Origin of the sequence: Emticicia sp., assembly GCF_049241225.1 — a bacterium.
In the GTDB taxonomy this organism is placed as follows: domain Bacteria; phylum Bacteroidota; class Bacteroidia; order Cytophagales; family Spirosomataceae; genus Emticicia.
This window is the reverse complement of the sequence record NZ_JBMLRC010000432.1, coordinates 1-15333: the sequence shown is the minus strand read 5'-3', so window position 1 is coordinate 15333 and position 15333 is coordinate 1. Positions and strand designations below refer to the sequence as shown.

18 protein-coding genes are annotated in these 15333 nt (G+C 36.6%); 13 read left to right on the top strand and 5 right to left on the bottom strand.

Features of this window, described 5'->3' with window-relative positions; genetic code table 11:
• The 5 genes from ACOVO2_RS22600 to ACOVO2_RS22580 form a co-directional block, all read left to right on the top strand.
• Positions 1-189, top strand: a 189-nt coding sequence (locus ACOVO2_RS22600; protein WP_421772148.1) for an alpha amylase C-terminal domain-containing protein, incomplete at its 5' end; no start/stop codon positions are given.
• Between the two features lie 35 nt (positions 190-224).
• On the top strand, positions 225-683 hold the full coding sequence (locus ACOVO2_RS22595) for a hypothetical protein (protein ID WP_421772147.1): 459 nt from the start codon (positions 225-227) through the stop codon (positions 681-683).
• A gap of 293 nt (positions 684-976) precedes the next feature.
• Positions 977-1681: an OmpA family protein gene (locus tag ACOVO2_RS22590; RefSeq protein WP_421772146.1), complete on the top strand. Its 705-nt coding sequence runs from the start codon at positions 977-979 to the stop codon at positions 1679-1681.
• A gap of 91 nt (positions 1682-1772) precedes the next feature.
• Positions 1773-2402: a porin family protein gene (locus ACOVO2_RS22585; protein WP_421772145.1), complete on the top strand. Its 630-nt coding sequence runs from the start codon at positions 1773-1775 to the stop codon at positions 2400-2402.
• A gap of 100 nt (positions 2403-2502) precedes the next feature.
• On the top strand, positions 2503-2787 hold the full coding sequence (locus ACOVO2_RS22580) for a hypothetical protein (RefSeq protein WP_421772144.1): 285 nt from the start codon (positions 2503-2505) through the stop codon (positions 2785-2787).
• 523 nt (positions 2788-3310) lie between these two features.
• Here ACOVO2_RS22580 and ACOVO2_RS22575 read toward each other — a convergent pair.
• Positions 3311-3676 carry a response regulator gene (locus tag ACOVO2_RS22575; protein WP_421772143.1) on the bottom strand — a complete coding sequence of 122 codons (366 nt, stop codon included), beginning with the start codon at positions 3674-3676 and terminating at the stop codon, positions 3311-3313.
• Between the two features lie 348 nt (positions 3677-4024).
• Between ACOVO2_RS22575 and ACOVO2_RS22570 the strand changes: the two genes are divergently transcribed.
• The 3 genes from ACOVO2_RS22570 (at position 4025) to ACOVO2_RS22560 (ending at position 5148) form a co-directional block, all read left to right on the top strand.
• Entirely contained in the window at positions 4025-4330 is a 306-nt protein-coding gene (locus ACOVO2_RS22570; protein WP_421772142.1) for a YtxH domain-containing protein, read from the top strand.
• Between the two features lie 70 nt (positions 4331-4400).
• Complete coding sequence (locus tag ACOVO2_RS22565) at positions 4401-4766, top strand: phage holin family protein (RefSeq protein ID WP_421772141.1); 366 nt, start codon at positions 4401-4403, stop codon at positions 4764-4766.
• Complete coding sequence (locus ACOVO2_RS22560; RefSeq protein ID WP_421772140.1) at positions 4756-5148, top strand: hypothetical protein; 393 nt, start codon at positions 4756-4758, stop codon at positions 5146-5148. The genes ACOVO2_RS22565 and ACOVO2_RS22560 overlap by 11 nt, the downstream gene beginning before the upstream one ends.
• A gap of 26 nt (positions 5149-5174) precedes the next feature.
• Here ACOVO2_RS22560 and ACOVO2_RS22555 read toward each other — a convergent pair whose 3' ends face one another.
• Positions 5175-5603, bottom strand: a complete 429-nt coding sequence (locus tag ACOVO2_RS22555) for a response regulator (protein ID WP_421772139.1) — start codon at positions 5601-5603, stop codon at positions 5175-5177.
• An 8-nt stretch (positions 5604-5611) separates the two neighbouring features.
• Positions 5612-6949 carry a sensor histidine kinase gene (locus tag ACOVO2_RS22550; protein WP_421772138.1) on the bottom strand — a complete coding sequence of 446 codons (1338 nt, stop codon included), beginning with the start codon at positions 6947-6949 and terminating at the stop codon, positions 5612-5614.
• A gap of 334 nt (positions 6950-7283) precedes the next feature.
• Here ACOVO2_RS22550 and rpoN point away from each other — a divergent pair, with 334 nt between their 5' ends.
• Genes rpoN through ACOVO2_RS22525 form a run of 5 tightly spaced genes read left to right on the top strand, consistent with a single transcriptional unit; the run spans position 7284 to position 14138 of the window.
• Positions 7284-8690 carry an RNA polymerase factor sigma-54 gene (gene rpoN, locus ACOVO2_RS22545; RefSeq protein ID WP_421772137.1) on the top strand — a complete coding sequence of 469 codons (1407 nt, stop codon included), beginning with the start codon at positions 7284-7286 and terminating at the stop codon, positions 8688-8690.
• 43 nt (positions 8691-8733) lie between these two features.
• Positions 8734-10245: a sigma-54-dependent transcriptional regulator gene (locus ACOVO2_RS22540; protein WP_421772136.1), complete on the top strand. Its 1512-nt coding sequence runs from the start codon at positions 8734-8736 to the stop codon at positions 10243-10245.
• Between the two features lie 3 nt (positions 10246-10248).
• Positions 10249-12243 carry a PAS domain-containing sensor histidine kinase gene (locus ACOVO2_RS22535; RefSeq protein ID WP_421772135.1) on the top strand — a complete coding sequence of 665 codons (1995 nt, stop codon included), beginning with the start codon at positions 10249-10251 and terminating at the stop codon, positions 12241-12243.
• A 9-nt stretch (positions 12244-12252) separates the two neighbouring features.
• Positions 12253-12711 (top strand): response regulator, encoded by a 459-nt coding sequence (locus ACOVO2_RS22530; RefSeq protein WP_421772134.1) that lies wholly within the window; start codon positions 12253-12255, stop codon positions 12709-12711.
• Positions 12708-14138 (top strand): ATP-binding protein, encoded by a 1431-nt coding sequence (locus ACOVO2_RS22525; protein WP_421772133.1) that lies wholly within the window; start codon positions 12708-12710, stop codon positions 14136-14138. The genes ACOVO2_RS22530 and ACOVO2_RS22525 overlap by 4 nt, the downstream gene beginning before the upstream one ends.
• Before the next feature lie 68 nt (positions 14139-14206).
• On the opposite strand, the gene ACOVO2_RS22520 is transcribed toward ACOVO2_RS22525, so the two are convergent.
• Positions 14207-15103: a TIGR01777 family oxidoreductase gene (locus ACOVO2_RS22520; protein ID WP_421772132.1), complete on the bottom strand. Its 897-nt coding sequence runs from the start codon at positions 15101-15103 to the stop codon at positions 14207-14209.
• An 11-nt stretch (positions 15104-15114) separates the two neighbouring features.
• The coding region (locus tag ACOVO2_RS22515) for a hypothetical protein (protein WP_421772131.1) at positions 15115-15333 on the bottom strand (219 nt) is incomplete at its 5' end.

The following is a 15333-nucleotide window of genomic DNA, read 5'->3' as shown; positions in this document are numbered from 1 at the left end:
ATTCAGGTAGGATTTCCTGGGCCTGGCAGTTGGCGAATGAGATTTAACAGTGATTGGGAAGGATACGACAATGATTTCGATAATCATTTCACCCAAGAAACCGTTATCATTCCCCAAGATATTAATGGAAAATTTATCTCCCAACTTTCTGTAGGAGCATACAGTACCGTTATTTATTCACATGATTAATAAAACTGAAATCGTACCTTAAACAAATTTTAAAAATGAAAAAGTCAATCAAATTTATTATAGCCGTATGTGCTATTGGTGTATTTACATTAACAAGTTGCTCACGTAGCGAAAAACAGGAAGTAGCTGATGATGTACAGAATGCACAAGAAAAAGTAGAAGATGCGGCTGATAATACTGCCACAGCTGTAAAAGATGCTGCCAACGAAACGGCCGAAGATATAGAAAATTCACGCAAAGAATTGAAAGCTAAAATCGAAGAGCGTCGTGATAAAATCAACGATGAATTAGATGAGCTTGATGCTAAACTAAAGAAAGCTACCAGTAAAGAAAAAGCTAAGTTGGAAGAACGTCGTGAAAAATTGAAAGCTAACATAAAAGAGCTTGATAATGACATGACCGAAATCGGTAAAGATATTAAACGTGACTGGAAACAGTTTAAGCGTGACCTCAACGATAAGATTGATGCCATGCAAGAAAAAATTGAAGAGTAAGTGGTTGTTTTTAAGTATATATAATAGGTAAAATCAGAAAAGAGCCGTGCATTTGCATGGCTTTTTTTTATGCCTCCTAAATAGCTTCATACCTTACCAATCTACACATTTTTATATCCCAAAATGGGGTATATATTCTACACTTTTTCTCATTTACAGTATGTTTGTATTTGCTTAACTAATTGATAATAAGGCTTTTGTGTATTTGTTTGGAGAAAAACGTATAGAGGTATAATATTTTATGTATATCATATATCAAACCAAAAAATATAACAATAAAAAGAGGTTTAATCATGAAGACAAATAGAATCATAGCCATCACGTGTGTAAGTGCAATGTTGGCATTTAGTACAGAGCCTGTATTGGCTCAAACCCAAAAGAAAGCCCCTCTCAAAAAATCACAAAAAGGTGCCGTAATTGGTGCTGGCTCAGGGGCAGTTATTGGTGGTATAATCGGAAAGAATAAAAATAATACAGCTATCGGGGCCATCATTGGTGCAACTGTAGGTGGTGCCGCAGGAGCAGTCATTGGCGACATCATGGACAAAAAAGCCGAAAAACTCAAAGAAGGCTTAGGCGAAAATGCTAAAGTCGAAAGGGTAGGAGAAGGCGTAAAACTTACGATGGATAATAATCTATTGTTTAACTTTGGTTCTGCTGTGTTATTGCCAACAACTAAGACCAGCCTCAGAACAGTTGCCGATAACTTGAAGAAAGACTCACAAATAGAACTTCTAATTGAGGGAAATACAGATAACGTTGGCTCAAACGATTATAATCAACGATTATCAGTGCTACGAGCCAGAGCCGTGAGTAACTTCTTGATAAGCGAAGGCATAGCAAGCAACCGAATCAAAACCGTGGGTATGGGCGAGGGCAATCCGATTGCCAGTAATAATACTGAAACAGGCCGCCAACAAAACCGTCGTGTAGAGATTGGAATTTATGCCAGCGAACAAATGAAGAAAGAAGCAGGCTCACCTGTAAGTCTTAAATAAAGAAAAATCATAGGGTAGAAGTACAGCTAAATTAGCACACAACTTTATTACAATTCATCAACAAACTTTTCACTAAAAACAAATTAAAATCATGAAAAATCGAATCATAATCACAGCTTTTATTGCAGTTTTGGGCCTTTTTCAGACAATTAATGCCGACGCACAAAAAGCCCGCTCGGGTATAAAAGGAGGTTTAAATGCCTCGAATCTCTACATCGACAACATCAGCGACCGCAATCCTCGATATGGATTTAATGTAGGCTTGTTTACTCAAGTACCGCTCATTGAAGGTACATTGTATTTACAACCCGAAATTGGCTATTCGACCAAAGGAACAACCGCTCGATATAATATCTTGAATACGTTTCAAGGCGAAACCACTTTCAAATTAGACTACGCCGAAGTGCCACTTTTACTTACTTATAAAATCGGTAATGTAATTGATATTCAGGCAGGTGCGTATGGTGGATATTTGGTAAACGCTTCGTCAAAGAGTAAGGCAGATAATGGCTCGTCGAGCGAAGTATTGTTGAATAAAGACAATTACCGAAGTTTCGATTATGGTCTTTCGGCGGGGTTGAATATTTACTTCGGAAAACTGATGGTGGGTACTCGCTACAATCATGGTCTTCAACAAATTGCTAATACCGATGCAGCTCGTACTTTCTTAGGCGATTCTAAAAACTCGGTTGGTCAAGTACACATCGGAATCACATTCTAATCAAATACACAAGAAGTATGGGTCATTTATGACTCATACTTTACCCCAAAAAATATCCATATTTTTTTATAATCATTTCACACTAAAACATTTATCAATCATGACAAGCACAAAAGAAGAATTATTGAAAGAAGCAGCACAACATAAAGCCGAAACTCTTGACAAAAAAGTTGATGTTGCGAAAGCCGAACTACAAGAAAAAGTGGATGAAGCAAAAATTGGAGCCGTAGAATTGGCCGAAAAAGCCCAAGATAAGTGGGAAGATTTGAAAGATGGAATTAAAGAAACTTGGGAAAAAGCTAAAGATAAGGCCGAAGAAATTGGCGATAAAGTATCTGATAAAGCTCAAGAAATTAAAAAAGACATTAGAGAGAAACTAGATTAGTGTCGCGTCAAATATTAAAGGAGGCTGCTTGAAAAGGCAGCCTTTTCTATTTGTAAGCCATTAGCTTTAAAGCCCTCAAAGGCTTTCATTGAAGATATCAGAAATGCTATATTTGTGCACAAAATACTTGGCTAATTGCATCGAGAAATTAGCCATGAGAAACATCAATAGCCAGAAGACTCTAAACCAGTCTTAAATACAGCGTTAAAATGATTTATTGTATATTGGTTAGTCAACAAATCTACGTAGCCTATGAGCGATTTTAGTCCACCGTAACAATCGATTTTTTCGGGCAGATGCTACTCGTTTTAATTCCGAATTCCCATCAATACAATTTTTCTGTAATTACGAATTTTATTAAAAGCTAAACTTGCATTGATAGATTGATTTCTTAGAGCAGAGATACAGCAAGAAAAAATCCCCAGTTATTTAAAACTTGGGGATTTTTTCTTGCTATTTTATTCGAAAGATATTTTTAGCAAACTGACGTACTATAAAGGGAAAACTGATACCATAACAAAATTTACAGCAAAACACTCTGAATTTTGCGTATATCCAAAGGCTTTTCAATAAATCCATCAGCACCAAGTGCTAAGGCCTCCTCACGTAGCGAACTAATGGCCGTAATCATCACTAACTTTGAATTAGGAAGCAACTTCCTGAAAGTTTCTAAGCACTCAATTCCAGTGCCATCAGGGAGGTTATTATCCAAAAAAATCAGTTGTGGTTTTTCAGCAATTAGTTTTTCAAATCCATCAGCTAAAGTATGTACTTTAAGAGATGGAATTCCGAATTTTTTTAGTAACATTCCTAGCAGAAGACAAGTATCTAATTCATCATCTACAATTAATGCTTTCGGATAAAGCTGTTCAAATCCATCCACATTCATTTTGTGTTGTACATTTATAGAAAAGTAATTATGCCCGACCAGGTGCTTTCATTCAGTGTTAAAACTTTCAATCGGACATTTTTTATGAAAATACTTATGATCATTAAGAAAGCTCATATAATAATCACACATATTATTATTAACAAAAAAATCATGCCAATAAACTTAACAGCATTTACCTTATGAGTTGGAATGTGCCCGATTTGTAGAAAAATTACCTCAAATTAAATACAAATTCTTTAAAAATCAATCGGAATGATATTTTTATATTATACATCAAAACAGAAGATGTTTTTAAAAATAATTTCAACAATAGTTTCAAAATTCTAAATTTTTAACACAATGACAATGACAAAGAATTCAAAAATCATCATAGGAGTAGCAGCAGCTGCTGCCGCAGGTGCCGCAATAGGTTTATTATTTGCTCCGGAAAAAGGTGCTAAAATCAGAGAGAAAGTACGTGAGGTAGCTAATGATTTTGCAACCGATCTATTAGACGTTATTCAAAGAGGTGGTCGTCAATATACCGATTCAGTTGATGGTATTGAAGATTCGGCAAAGCGTTTGAAATCAAAAGCAGTTGGTAAAGTTGCCGAATTGAAAGACCGTTTTCAAGATAGTGTTGAAGATGCCAAAGACGCAGTAAACGCATAATAAAATAATCGTTAAAAGGTTGGGGTTTTATGTAAACTCCAACCTTTTAAATTTCTAAAAAATCAAATTAATGCAACTGATAGAATCTGCCACCGAAATAAAAGAACGAGCCACTGATTGGTTCGACTCAGTAACCGAATATGCCGAAGCTCGTTGGAATTTAGGAGTATTGGAGTTGTCTGAAAAAGCTGCCAAGTCAGTATCAAACTTTGCATCGGCACTGATTATTGGCATTATTGGGGGGCTAATGATGTTTTTTATGAGTTTGGGTTTGGCTTGGTATATTGGCCAAAAATTAGATAATATGCCTCTAGGTTTTGTGATAGTAGGCTTTATTTATGGGCTGATAGGCGTAGTTTTATATACGATTCGTGAAAGATTCATCAAGCTTCCAATTATCAATACATTTATAAAAAACTTCTATTATGAAAAATAATATTCAAAGTCTTGATGATTTGAAGGCCGAAAGAGCCAGGCTTAATAATCAGATGCAGTTATCGAAAATAAGTATGAGAAATGAAATAGCTGCCATCAAGGAAGAGTTGAATCCCGCTCGACAAGCCGTAGGGGTCTTAAATAATGTACTTACATCGCCCAAAAAGGGATTGTTGAATATTGGCATTGGCCTTGGTGTTGATATACTTCTACGTCGAACGCTGCTGGCACGTGCTGGTTGGCTTCCAAAATTAGTTGTACCATTTGTAATACGCAATGTAGCTACTAATATGGTACATAAAAACGGTAAATCAATTGTTGAGAAAGGACTTATTTGGTTGAAGAATGCAACCGAAAAACCCACACTTTCTGCGAAAGAATAATCAGAAAGAGTTTATAATTCAACGACTTATCTTTTAATTGGTAAATAACTTAACTCAAGCCAAAATTTGCTTAAAGTCTTAATGGCATCGTTGAGGCCTTCGTACGACGATGGCTTAGTCATGAAACAGTTTGCACCTAATGTATAACACATTTCAATATCCTGTGGTGCGTTAGAGGTTGTCAGAATCACCACAGGGATTCTTCTAAGCTCCGGATTGCTTTTGATAATTTTTAACGCCTCTCTGCCATCTATCTTTGGCATATTTAAATCCAACAATATTAGTCCAACCGAAATATCTTTCTTTGAGTTATTCAGATACTCAAGTAATTCTTCACCATTTTTAAGGTATATAGTTTGGTTATTGAATTTAGTGTCATTAAAGATTGATTTAACTAAATATAAATCATCTTCGTCGTCGTCACAAATTAAAATTGAGGCGTTTCGGTTCATCATTGTCGAATTTAATAGGGCAAATATACATGAAAAATTGCACCTTTATACTCATTTTTTACTTCAGCTAATATATATCCGTTATGATTAGTCACAATTCTTCGGCAAATGGCTAATCCAATACCGGTTCCCTCGTATTCATTTTTATTATGTAATCTCTGGAAAATCGTGAAAATCTTTTCGCTATATTGTTCTTCAAAGCCGATACCGTTATCCATAAACGTAAGTTTGTGATAAACCTTTTCTTGTTGTATCCCTTCGGCATTTGGAATCTCATTTCCAACAACTTGCTTGTACTTAATTTCGATTACAGGACTTACGTCGGGCTGACTATACTTAATAGAGTTTGAGATAAGATTATTGAATAATTGAACTAATTGTACGCTTATCCCCTTGACTTTAGGTAGATTTTTGCTATATATCATTGCTTTTTTCTGGTGTATTAACTCCGAAAAGTCTTCTTTTGTTTCATTCAATACCCAATTTAAATCAACTTCTTCAAAAGCATAATCTTTTAGATTTGTAATTCTCGAAAACGTGAGCAAATCATTAATCAAAAGTTGCATCCTACTGGCCGATTGATTAATTTTCTGGATATTATTTTTGGCTTCATCGCTAAGTTCATTAGAATATCTACTGAATAGACGTTCGCCAAAAGCCCTAATTTTTCGTAGAGGCTCTTGTAGATCGTGTGAAGTGATAAAAGCAAATTGCTCAAGCTCAGCGTTTGTGTGCTCTAACTCTGAAAGTTTATGCTCAAGCGTTGTCTGCAAAGCTATTCGCTGTCGGAGTTCAAGATAAAGCATTCGAAAAAATATGGCCAAAAACACTAAAGCAACCACCGATAACCCCAATAAATAATAAGTTATACTTTTATCGCTTTCGTTTTGAAGCTCGTTTCTATAATTTAGTAAAGCTTCTTCGTCTGTATCTACTTGTTTAGAAAGACGCCGTATTTTATCCATGTAATACTTTCCCAAATAGAGTTTTAGGGTATCAACCGATTTTCCATTTTTTATTCGATCTATATTCTCCCTTATTGCTTTCAAGCGTAAATCGGTCAATAATTTAATTGAGTCCAAACGCTTAGATTGTATATTGTTATCTTTTATTAGATAGCTTAACTGATTTAATGTAGAATCGATGCTTCCTTCGCTCTCAGTAAACGGTTCGAGAAAATTTTCATTACCAGTAAGCAAAAAACCTCTTTGTCCAGTTTCGGCATCAACCAAAATCTTTATTAATTCTTTATTCATAAACCTTACCTGATACGTATGGGTTACGTCGTCAGTTCGCTTTCCCATTTCTTTAAGATTCGAGTAAGTTATCCAGCTGAGTAAGCTAAGCATGGTGATGCTTATTATAATCGAAAAGACAAAACTTAGTAAAGCCTTTGGGAATGTGAAAGAAGATAGATAGTTGGGGAAAAAATTACCCAATATATTGTGGAAAAAATTCTTCATTTCGGGATTTTATTTTCATTCAATACATAGTTTTTTGGGGAATATATATGAGTCGAATAATATTTTTGCACTAATTTCCTTCAAACATAATAATTTTATGTAGATTCTATCATGATAGATATGTATTAAATTAAAATGCTAAATATAAATGCTACCGAATCAATGATTAGGTACGTTTTTTTCTTTATCAAAAAAACTTATTCCCTAAAAAATTGTTCCCATGCTAAATTTCATCCAAACTCAAAAACAAACACTCAAAATTTCGCCTTCACAAATTCAGTTGCTGAATTTTTTTCAACTGAATTCGCTTGAGCTTGAGCAATACATAAAGAATGAATTAGAAGAGAATCCAATTTTGGAAGAAGGAAACAGCCAGAATGATGACCCGGCGGATGAATCTTTTAGTGCCGATGACCGCACCCAAGATTACATGGATTGGGATGAGTTTAATGATGACAACATGCCTGACTATCGCACCAGAGTAAATAATTTTTCTGAAGATGACACATACTTTGCACCAACACTAGTAGAAAGCATTGGCTGGCGTGATGAAGTAAAAGAACAGTTTCATCTACTAGTCAATAGCGAACGCCAACGATTTTTGGCCGACTACTTAGTTGATTCGTTGAGCGATGAGGGTTATCTACAAGTAAGCCTCGATTCATTAGTTGATGATGTGTCGTTTTCGAGTGGAATCTTTGTTGACGAAGATGAAGTACAACGTCTGATCGATATCTTGCGTAAACTTCAACCAATTGGTTTAGGTAGTAGTAATTTACAGGAATGTCTATTGATGCAACTAGAGCGTATCAATTGTCCTAGTGCCAAAGTGGCTCAAAAACTGGTCAAAGAGCATTTTGATGAGCTAGCTACACGAAACTATGATAAATTGAAGCGTATATGCACATTTAGTGTTGAAGAAATCAAGGAGGCGGTAGCTTTAATAGCTACGCTAAATCCACAACCAGTAGTGGGTGGCCAAGCAGCCACCACATTGGCCATAAAAGATAATGTAATTCCTGACTATATCATAACCGTAGAAGGAGAGTTGCTCGAAGTATCGCTAAATAGCCGAGGAATTCCGCCTTTGAGCATCAATAAATCATATTCAGAGGCCCTAGGAGGCTCTAAAGAAGTTAATAGTTATCTAAACTCTAAGATTAATGCTGCTAATTGGCTCATTGAAGCTATTCAGCAACGAGAAAATACGATGCTAAAAACCATGAAAGCAATCGTAAAACAACAAAAAGAGTTTTTTATTTCGGGAAATATAAGATTACTGAAACCGATGGTTTTGCAAGATATTGCCGATTTGATAAAGATGGATATTTCGACGGTTTCGCGAGTTACGAGCGGAAAGTATGCTCAAACTCCTTTTGGTATTATTCACCTCAAAGATTTATTTACTGAAGGGATGAAAACCGATAATGGCGAAGAAGTATCGAATCGCCAAATACAGTTAGTCATTGAAGAATTAATAACCAAAGAAGATAAAAATAATCCTTTAAATGATTTCCAACTGACAGAATTGTTATCTCAGCGTGGTTATCAGATTGCAAGAAGAACGGTTGCAAAGTACCGAGAAATATTGGGTATCATGCCATCAAATCTTCGCCGTACACTATAAATATACTTAAAAAATCAAGTTACGACTTTAAAATTACACCCCTATGGCACAACGCATATTGATCATCGACGACGATACAGATATTTGTCTTTTATTACGTCGGTTTTTAGGTAAAAATGGCTACGATGTGGCTATTGCTCATGATGGTACTACTGGTTTGGCTACCTTAGAAACGTTTACGCCAGATTTAGTTCTAACCGATTTTAGATTGGGCGATATGGACGGAGCAACAATTCTGGTCAATATAAAAGAAAAATTGCCGCACGTACCTGTGCTTATCATCACGGGCTACTCTGATATTAAAATTGCCATCAATGTCATGAAACAAGGGGCGTATGATTATATCACTAAGCCACTCTTTCCTGATGAAATCTTACTGACTATCAAGAAAGCTCTGAGTCAGCCCACACATTATGTGCATACGAACGAAGGTTCGAATGATAACATCGAAAGTAAGTCGACGTCAACGCCAAGAAAAGATAAAAAGGCTAGTTATATTCTGGGAGAGGGGCCCGAATCAGTTCATTTATACAAACAAGTTGATTTAGTTGCACCTACCAATTACAGTGTTTTGATTTATGGCGAAAGTGGCTCCGGCAAAGAAGCCGTAGCTCTCGAAATTCATAAACGTAGTAAACGTGCAGCTGGTCCATTTGTAGCCATGGACTGCGGTGCAATTTCGAAAGACTTAGCAGCTAGCGAACTTTTTGGCCACGAAAAAGGCTCGTTTACCGGGGCTTTAGGCCAGAAGATCGGGCATTTCGAAATGGCTGACGGAGGTACTCTGTTTTTAGATGAAGTCGGCAATCTGCCTTATGATATTCAAGTATCGTTACTTCGTGTAGTTCAAGAACGCAAAGTGCGAAGAATTGGCGGCAATAAAGAAATGGCCGTAGATGTACGTCTGATAGTTGCCTCAAACGAACGCCTAATTGAAGCTGCTCGCAAAGGTAAGTTTCGTGAAGATTTATATTATCGTTTCAATGAATTTAGTATTGATGTACCACCTATTCGTGAACGAAAGGAGGATCTAATTTCTTTTGCTCAATTCTTTCTTGATAAAACTAACGAAGAGCTTGGTAAAAATGTCAAAGGATTTTCGCAAGAGGTTATGCGGGCATTCAGAGAGTATCCATGGCCGGGCAATTTACGAGAAATGCGAAACGTCATTCGTCGAGCTACGCTTCTTTCTGAATCTGATTTTGTTGAGGCAGGTACATTGCCATTCGAACTCATCAATTATAATCGCTTATTGTTCAATGAGCCAAATGTCAGTACACCTGCCCCAGCCCCTGTACCGACTACTCCCGCACCCATACAACAAGATACGCCAAGGTATTATACACAACCAGCATCGCCTGTGAGCTCGCCTGGATCAGCGGCATCATTGCCCACAAAAGTTGACTTGAAATCAACTGCTCTTGATGCCGAGTATGAAATGATATTGACAGTTTTAAAGCAAGTAAAGTTTAATAAGACCAAAGCTGCTGAAGTTTTAGGTATAGACCGAAAAACACTTTATAATAAAATGAAACAGATTAACCTGAATAACTAAACTATGGAGAATTCTGAACTAAGTTGTAGTGAATTTGGGCTTTCGTTGATGGCAAAACAGATAGAAGTTTTGGTTAGAAATTTGCCACAACTCATTTATGTTTATGATTTAAAGCTACGCAAAATAGTTTTTATAAGCGACCGAATCACTGATATCTTGGGGTATTCCAAGCAAGATGTTGAGGCTATGGGTAACTCCATTGCTCCAATCATGGTTCATACCAATGCAGCAGCATTCGCAAAAGATACTTTGGAGAGGTTTGATGCCATGATTTTCGGCGAAAAGTATGATTTTACATTGGCATTTCGTCATAAAAATGGCGAGGTTCGAACCTTGAAATATTCAGCAAGTCTTTTACAACAAAACGATAAAGGCGAAAATACATTTGTAATGCTCATAGGCGAAGACGTTACTGAGCAGATATTAAGACAAGAAATTTTAGAGTTCAGAGATCTTTATAATGATGATGCCGAGCGAGTATTTCAATATGGATCATGGGAAATGACTGAAACAAGCGATTATGTAAAATGGACTGATGGACTTTTTGAATTATTGGGTATTGCAAAAGAACAGTTTCCAAATAACCGAGTACCACGCGGATTTTACTATAATTTTGTGCCAGCATCGGAGCGAGAAAGTCTTCGAGCTGAGGTAAATAGTATTATTGCTTCTCGAACGCCCTATCACGAAATTACGCATCCCGTAATAAGTATTGATGGACAAACTAAGTATGTTTTCTTACGCATGCAAATCTTTGTCAATAATAACGTTACGGTAATTATGGGTTCGGTGGTTGATAATACGCATAAGATAAAAGCCGAAAAAGCCTTGAACGACCAAATGTTGCAGCTTCAACGCCAGCATACACAAATGGAAGAGGCAGAATCTATCTTCAAATTTGGAAGTTGGGAGTTCAGTATAAATGAATCTAATTTCAGATGCTCAGAGGGTATGTTTAAACTACTCGAGCTGGATTCTCATCTTTATCCGCAGAGTATTGTATCACTTGATTTTTACACAAGTTTTGTGCATCCAGAAGACATTCAGGCCGTACGAGATTATACATTAAAGGTTTTGGCCGAACAAAGACCTTTTTATGAAATCGAACATCGAGTGATTGATTCGACAGGCCTTGTTAAAAACGTAATGCTTAGAGCAAGAGTGCAATATGACGAAGGTGGGGGTATACTTAGAGCCATAGGCGTAACGGCCGATTTGACCGAAATCGAAACTTATCGTCGAGAACTCGAACTTCAAGTGGCGGCACTCAACCGAAGTAATCAAGAGTTAGAGCAGTTCGCTTACGTAGCTTCGCACGATTTGCAAGAGCCACTACGAAAAATAAAAGCTTTTGGTGAGCGTCTAGAAAAAAAATACAAAGATGTAGTGGGCGAAGAGGGGAAGTTTTTTATTGACCGAATGATCAATGCTTCTCAACGTATGAATACACTCATCGATGATTTATTGACTTATTCGAGGGCATCCAGAGAAATCGAAAATCCAAAAGAAATATCTCTCAATGATATCGTAAAAAATGTAATAGAAGATTTAGAAATAAAGATTCAGAACGAGAGTGCTCAAATTATAGTCGGCGATTTGCCTGTTATTGAAGCACAAGCCGTTAAGATGCAACAATTATTTCAAAATCTTATAGAAAATGCTTTGAAATTCAAAAAAGCCGAAGTTTCGCCGATTGTAAAGATAAGTGCCGAAAAAGTCAAAAAGGTGGAGTGTCTTAAAGCCTTACATCTAAATCCGCTACTCGAATATTTTCAGTTTACAATTGGTGACAATGGGATCGGCTTCGACTCCAAATATGCCGAATCTATTTTTGCGATCTTCCAACGCCTTCATGGTCGTACAGAATATGAAGGAACAGGCTTGGGTTTAGCCATTTGTCGAAAAATTGTCGAAACTCACGGAGGATGTATTACTGCAAAAGGTGAAGAAGGTATAGGAGCAACTTTTATATTTTATCTACCTACAACAAAAAAATAAAAATTTACCATGGCAAATAGTAAAAAAAAATTGGTGATTTTGGTGGCTGATGATGACGAAGATGATCAATTATTTACAAAGGAAGCTTTTGAAGAAAGTAAATTATTGGTTGACATTCGCTTTGTTAATGATGGGCTCGAACTGCTCGATTATTTAAAGCAGCAAAATAAATATGCAAATTCAGAAGATTGCCCGAAACCTGCATTGATTTTGCTCGATTTGAATATGCCTAAAATGGATGGTCGTGAAGCATTAAAAGTAATAAAATCAGATTCAAAATTAAAATTGATTCCAGTAGTAGCACTTACAACCTCAAAGGCAGAGCAAGATGTATTGAAAACCTACGAATTGGGCATTAATAGCTTCATAACTAAACCCGTAACAATTGCTGATTTTATCGAAATAGCCCAAACATTAGGGCATTATTGGCTCGATATTGTGCAACTCCCTCAAAATCCCAAAAAATGATTAATAAAGCCGTTAAACTTCTAATTGTTGATGACGATGAAGATGACTTTTATCTCACATCTGAGTATTTAAATGAAATTCCATCGAAGAAATTCGATATTATTTGGGCAAGTTCGTTCAACGAGGGCATCAAACACCTTTCTCATACTAAATTTGATCTTTGTTTTTTCGATTTCCGTTTGGGAGTCAGAACAGGTATTGATTTACTAAAAGCTGTAAGTGAGATGGGTATCAACACTCCCGTAATTTTGTTTACGGGTAAAGGCGATAAACAAGTCGATAACGAGGCCATGAGGTTGGGAGCGATGGATTATTTGGTAAAAACCGACTTAGATGCCGAAAAACTCGACCGCTGCATCAGGTACGCTCTTGAGCGTTCTGAAGCCGTGAAGCGTTTGCGTGAAAACGAAACTCGTCTCAAAAGTATTTTTGAACAAATGAAAGAAGCAATCGTCTTAAAATCGACTGAAGGCTTTATTTTTTATCACAACAAAACTGCTTACGATTTATTGGGCTTCGAAAACTCAGATTCACCTAATCTTAGCTTTCGGTCCTTTTTTGCTGATACTACTGACTATCTGAGATTTAAGCAAATTCTCGAAGCCAACAATTCGATTGAAAACTACGAGATTTGGATGGTCAATAGAAATACCGAGCGAGTGCTTTGCTCGCTTAGTGCAAGTAAACAAAATGATAGTGAGGGTAATATCTACTATCTGATTGTTATTCAGGATATTACATCAAGAAAAAAACTCGAACGTGACCGACTTTTATCCGAAAAATCTGCTTCTACGGCACGTTTGGCACGTACGCTCGCACACGAAGTTAGAAACCCATTGACCAATATTCATCTCTCACTCGACCAACTCGAACCCGAGTTAGTCGATGAAGACCTCAAGCTATTTACAGATATTATTAGGCGAAACAGCCTCAGAATCAATACCTTAATTACCGAACTTTTAGAATCATTCAAGCCGAAAGAAACCATTCTGACTGCGGTTTCGATAACCGAATTAATCGAAAAAGCATTGAGCGAAGCCCTCGACCGAATCAATCTAAAAAAGATTACTTTAGTAAAAAACTTTGGCGAAGATTGCACACTGAATCTCGACCAATCGAAAATAAAAATAGCGTTTTTAAACCTCATAATCAATGCCATTGAGGCAATGGAAGCCGAGAAAGGAATCCTAACGATTCTGACGAGCGTTCAGGGTAGTTATTTTTCCGTAGCCATCAAAGACAATGGAATTGGGATTAGTCAAGAAAATCTAAACAGGCTATTTGAGCCTTATTTTACGCTCAAAACTAATGGTTTGGGTTTAGGTTTAGCTGCTACACTCACTATTCTGCAATCGCATAATGCCCGTGTAGAAGTTGATTCTCAATTAGGTGTAGGCACAACGTTCACAATTGCGTTTCCGTTATAAAATAGAAGTGTACTCGCAAATATTGCCATGTAGTTGCTTCTTGTGTAGATATTTGCGAGCACCTATCTTCAAGCCAGTAAGTTTTGTATAGCTGATGTATGATTCGGAAATTTAAACGAAAAACCACTTTCCAAAAGCTTTTTTGGATAAACATTTCTGCTTTTAAGTAAAAGTTCAGTTTCGGTACCAATAAAAATAGCAGCTAATTCCAAAATAAAAACTGGCGATGAAAGACCAAACGGAATGCTCATGAGCTTTCTTAGTTGCTGCATAAAATCTGTATTTTTGACAGGCGTAGGAGCGGTAATATTTATTGCCCCGACGATGCTTTCATCGTTAATGATATATTCTACGGCTCTACAAAAGTCTTCGATATGAATCCAACTCATCATTTGCTCACCATGTCCTTGTTTTCCTCCTAATCCTAATCTACTTATGGCCTTTATTTTTTGAAAAGCTCCGCCATCATTTCCTAAAACAATAGAAGTTCGCAAAGCGACTTTTCTGACATTGGTGTTTTCTTTTTTGAAAAATGCGGCTTCCCATGCTTTACAAATATTCATCGAAAAATCATCTCCAATGATACCCTTTTCTTCATCCATCAATTGGGTTTCGGCATGAATATAAATAGTTGCACTACTTGCATTTAACCATACTTTCGGAGGACACTTGCACTTGTCAATAGCTTCCTGCAATACATTGGTGCTGTTTATCCTTGACGCTAAAATCTGTTTTCTATTGCCCTCATTATATCTACAATCCACCGATTTACCAGTCATGTTGATTAATACATCGGCATTTTCCAATTCGCTAACCCAATTTCCAAGACTATTCGCATCCCAATAAACCTGATTTTGTTTAGTTTGATTTCTACTCAGAATAATTACTTGGTGCTTTTTTTCTATCAAGTATTTTTCAAGGGCATTTCCTAAAAAGCCCGAACCACCTGCAATAACAATTTTCATGATTTTAGTATTTAGTGGATAACAAAGCCGATAATGACTAATACAAAAACTCGATAAATCAGCCATGAAATAGATGGAAGCCAACCCACGCCTAAGATTTTACATCGTCTGACATGCTCAAAAAACATGAAGCCCACCACCAACCCAAAGTATGTCAGATATAAGAGTGGTAGTGGATTGCTAATCAAGAGCATAGGAATAAGCAGTAATGTACCAATCAATGAGACAGT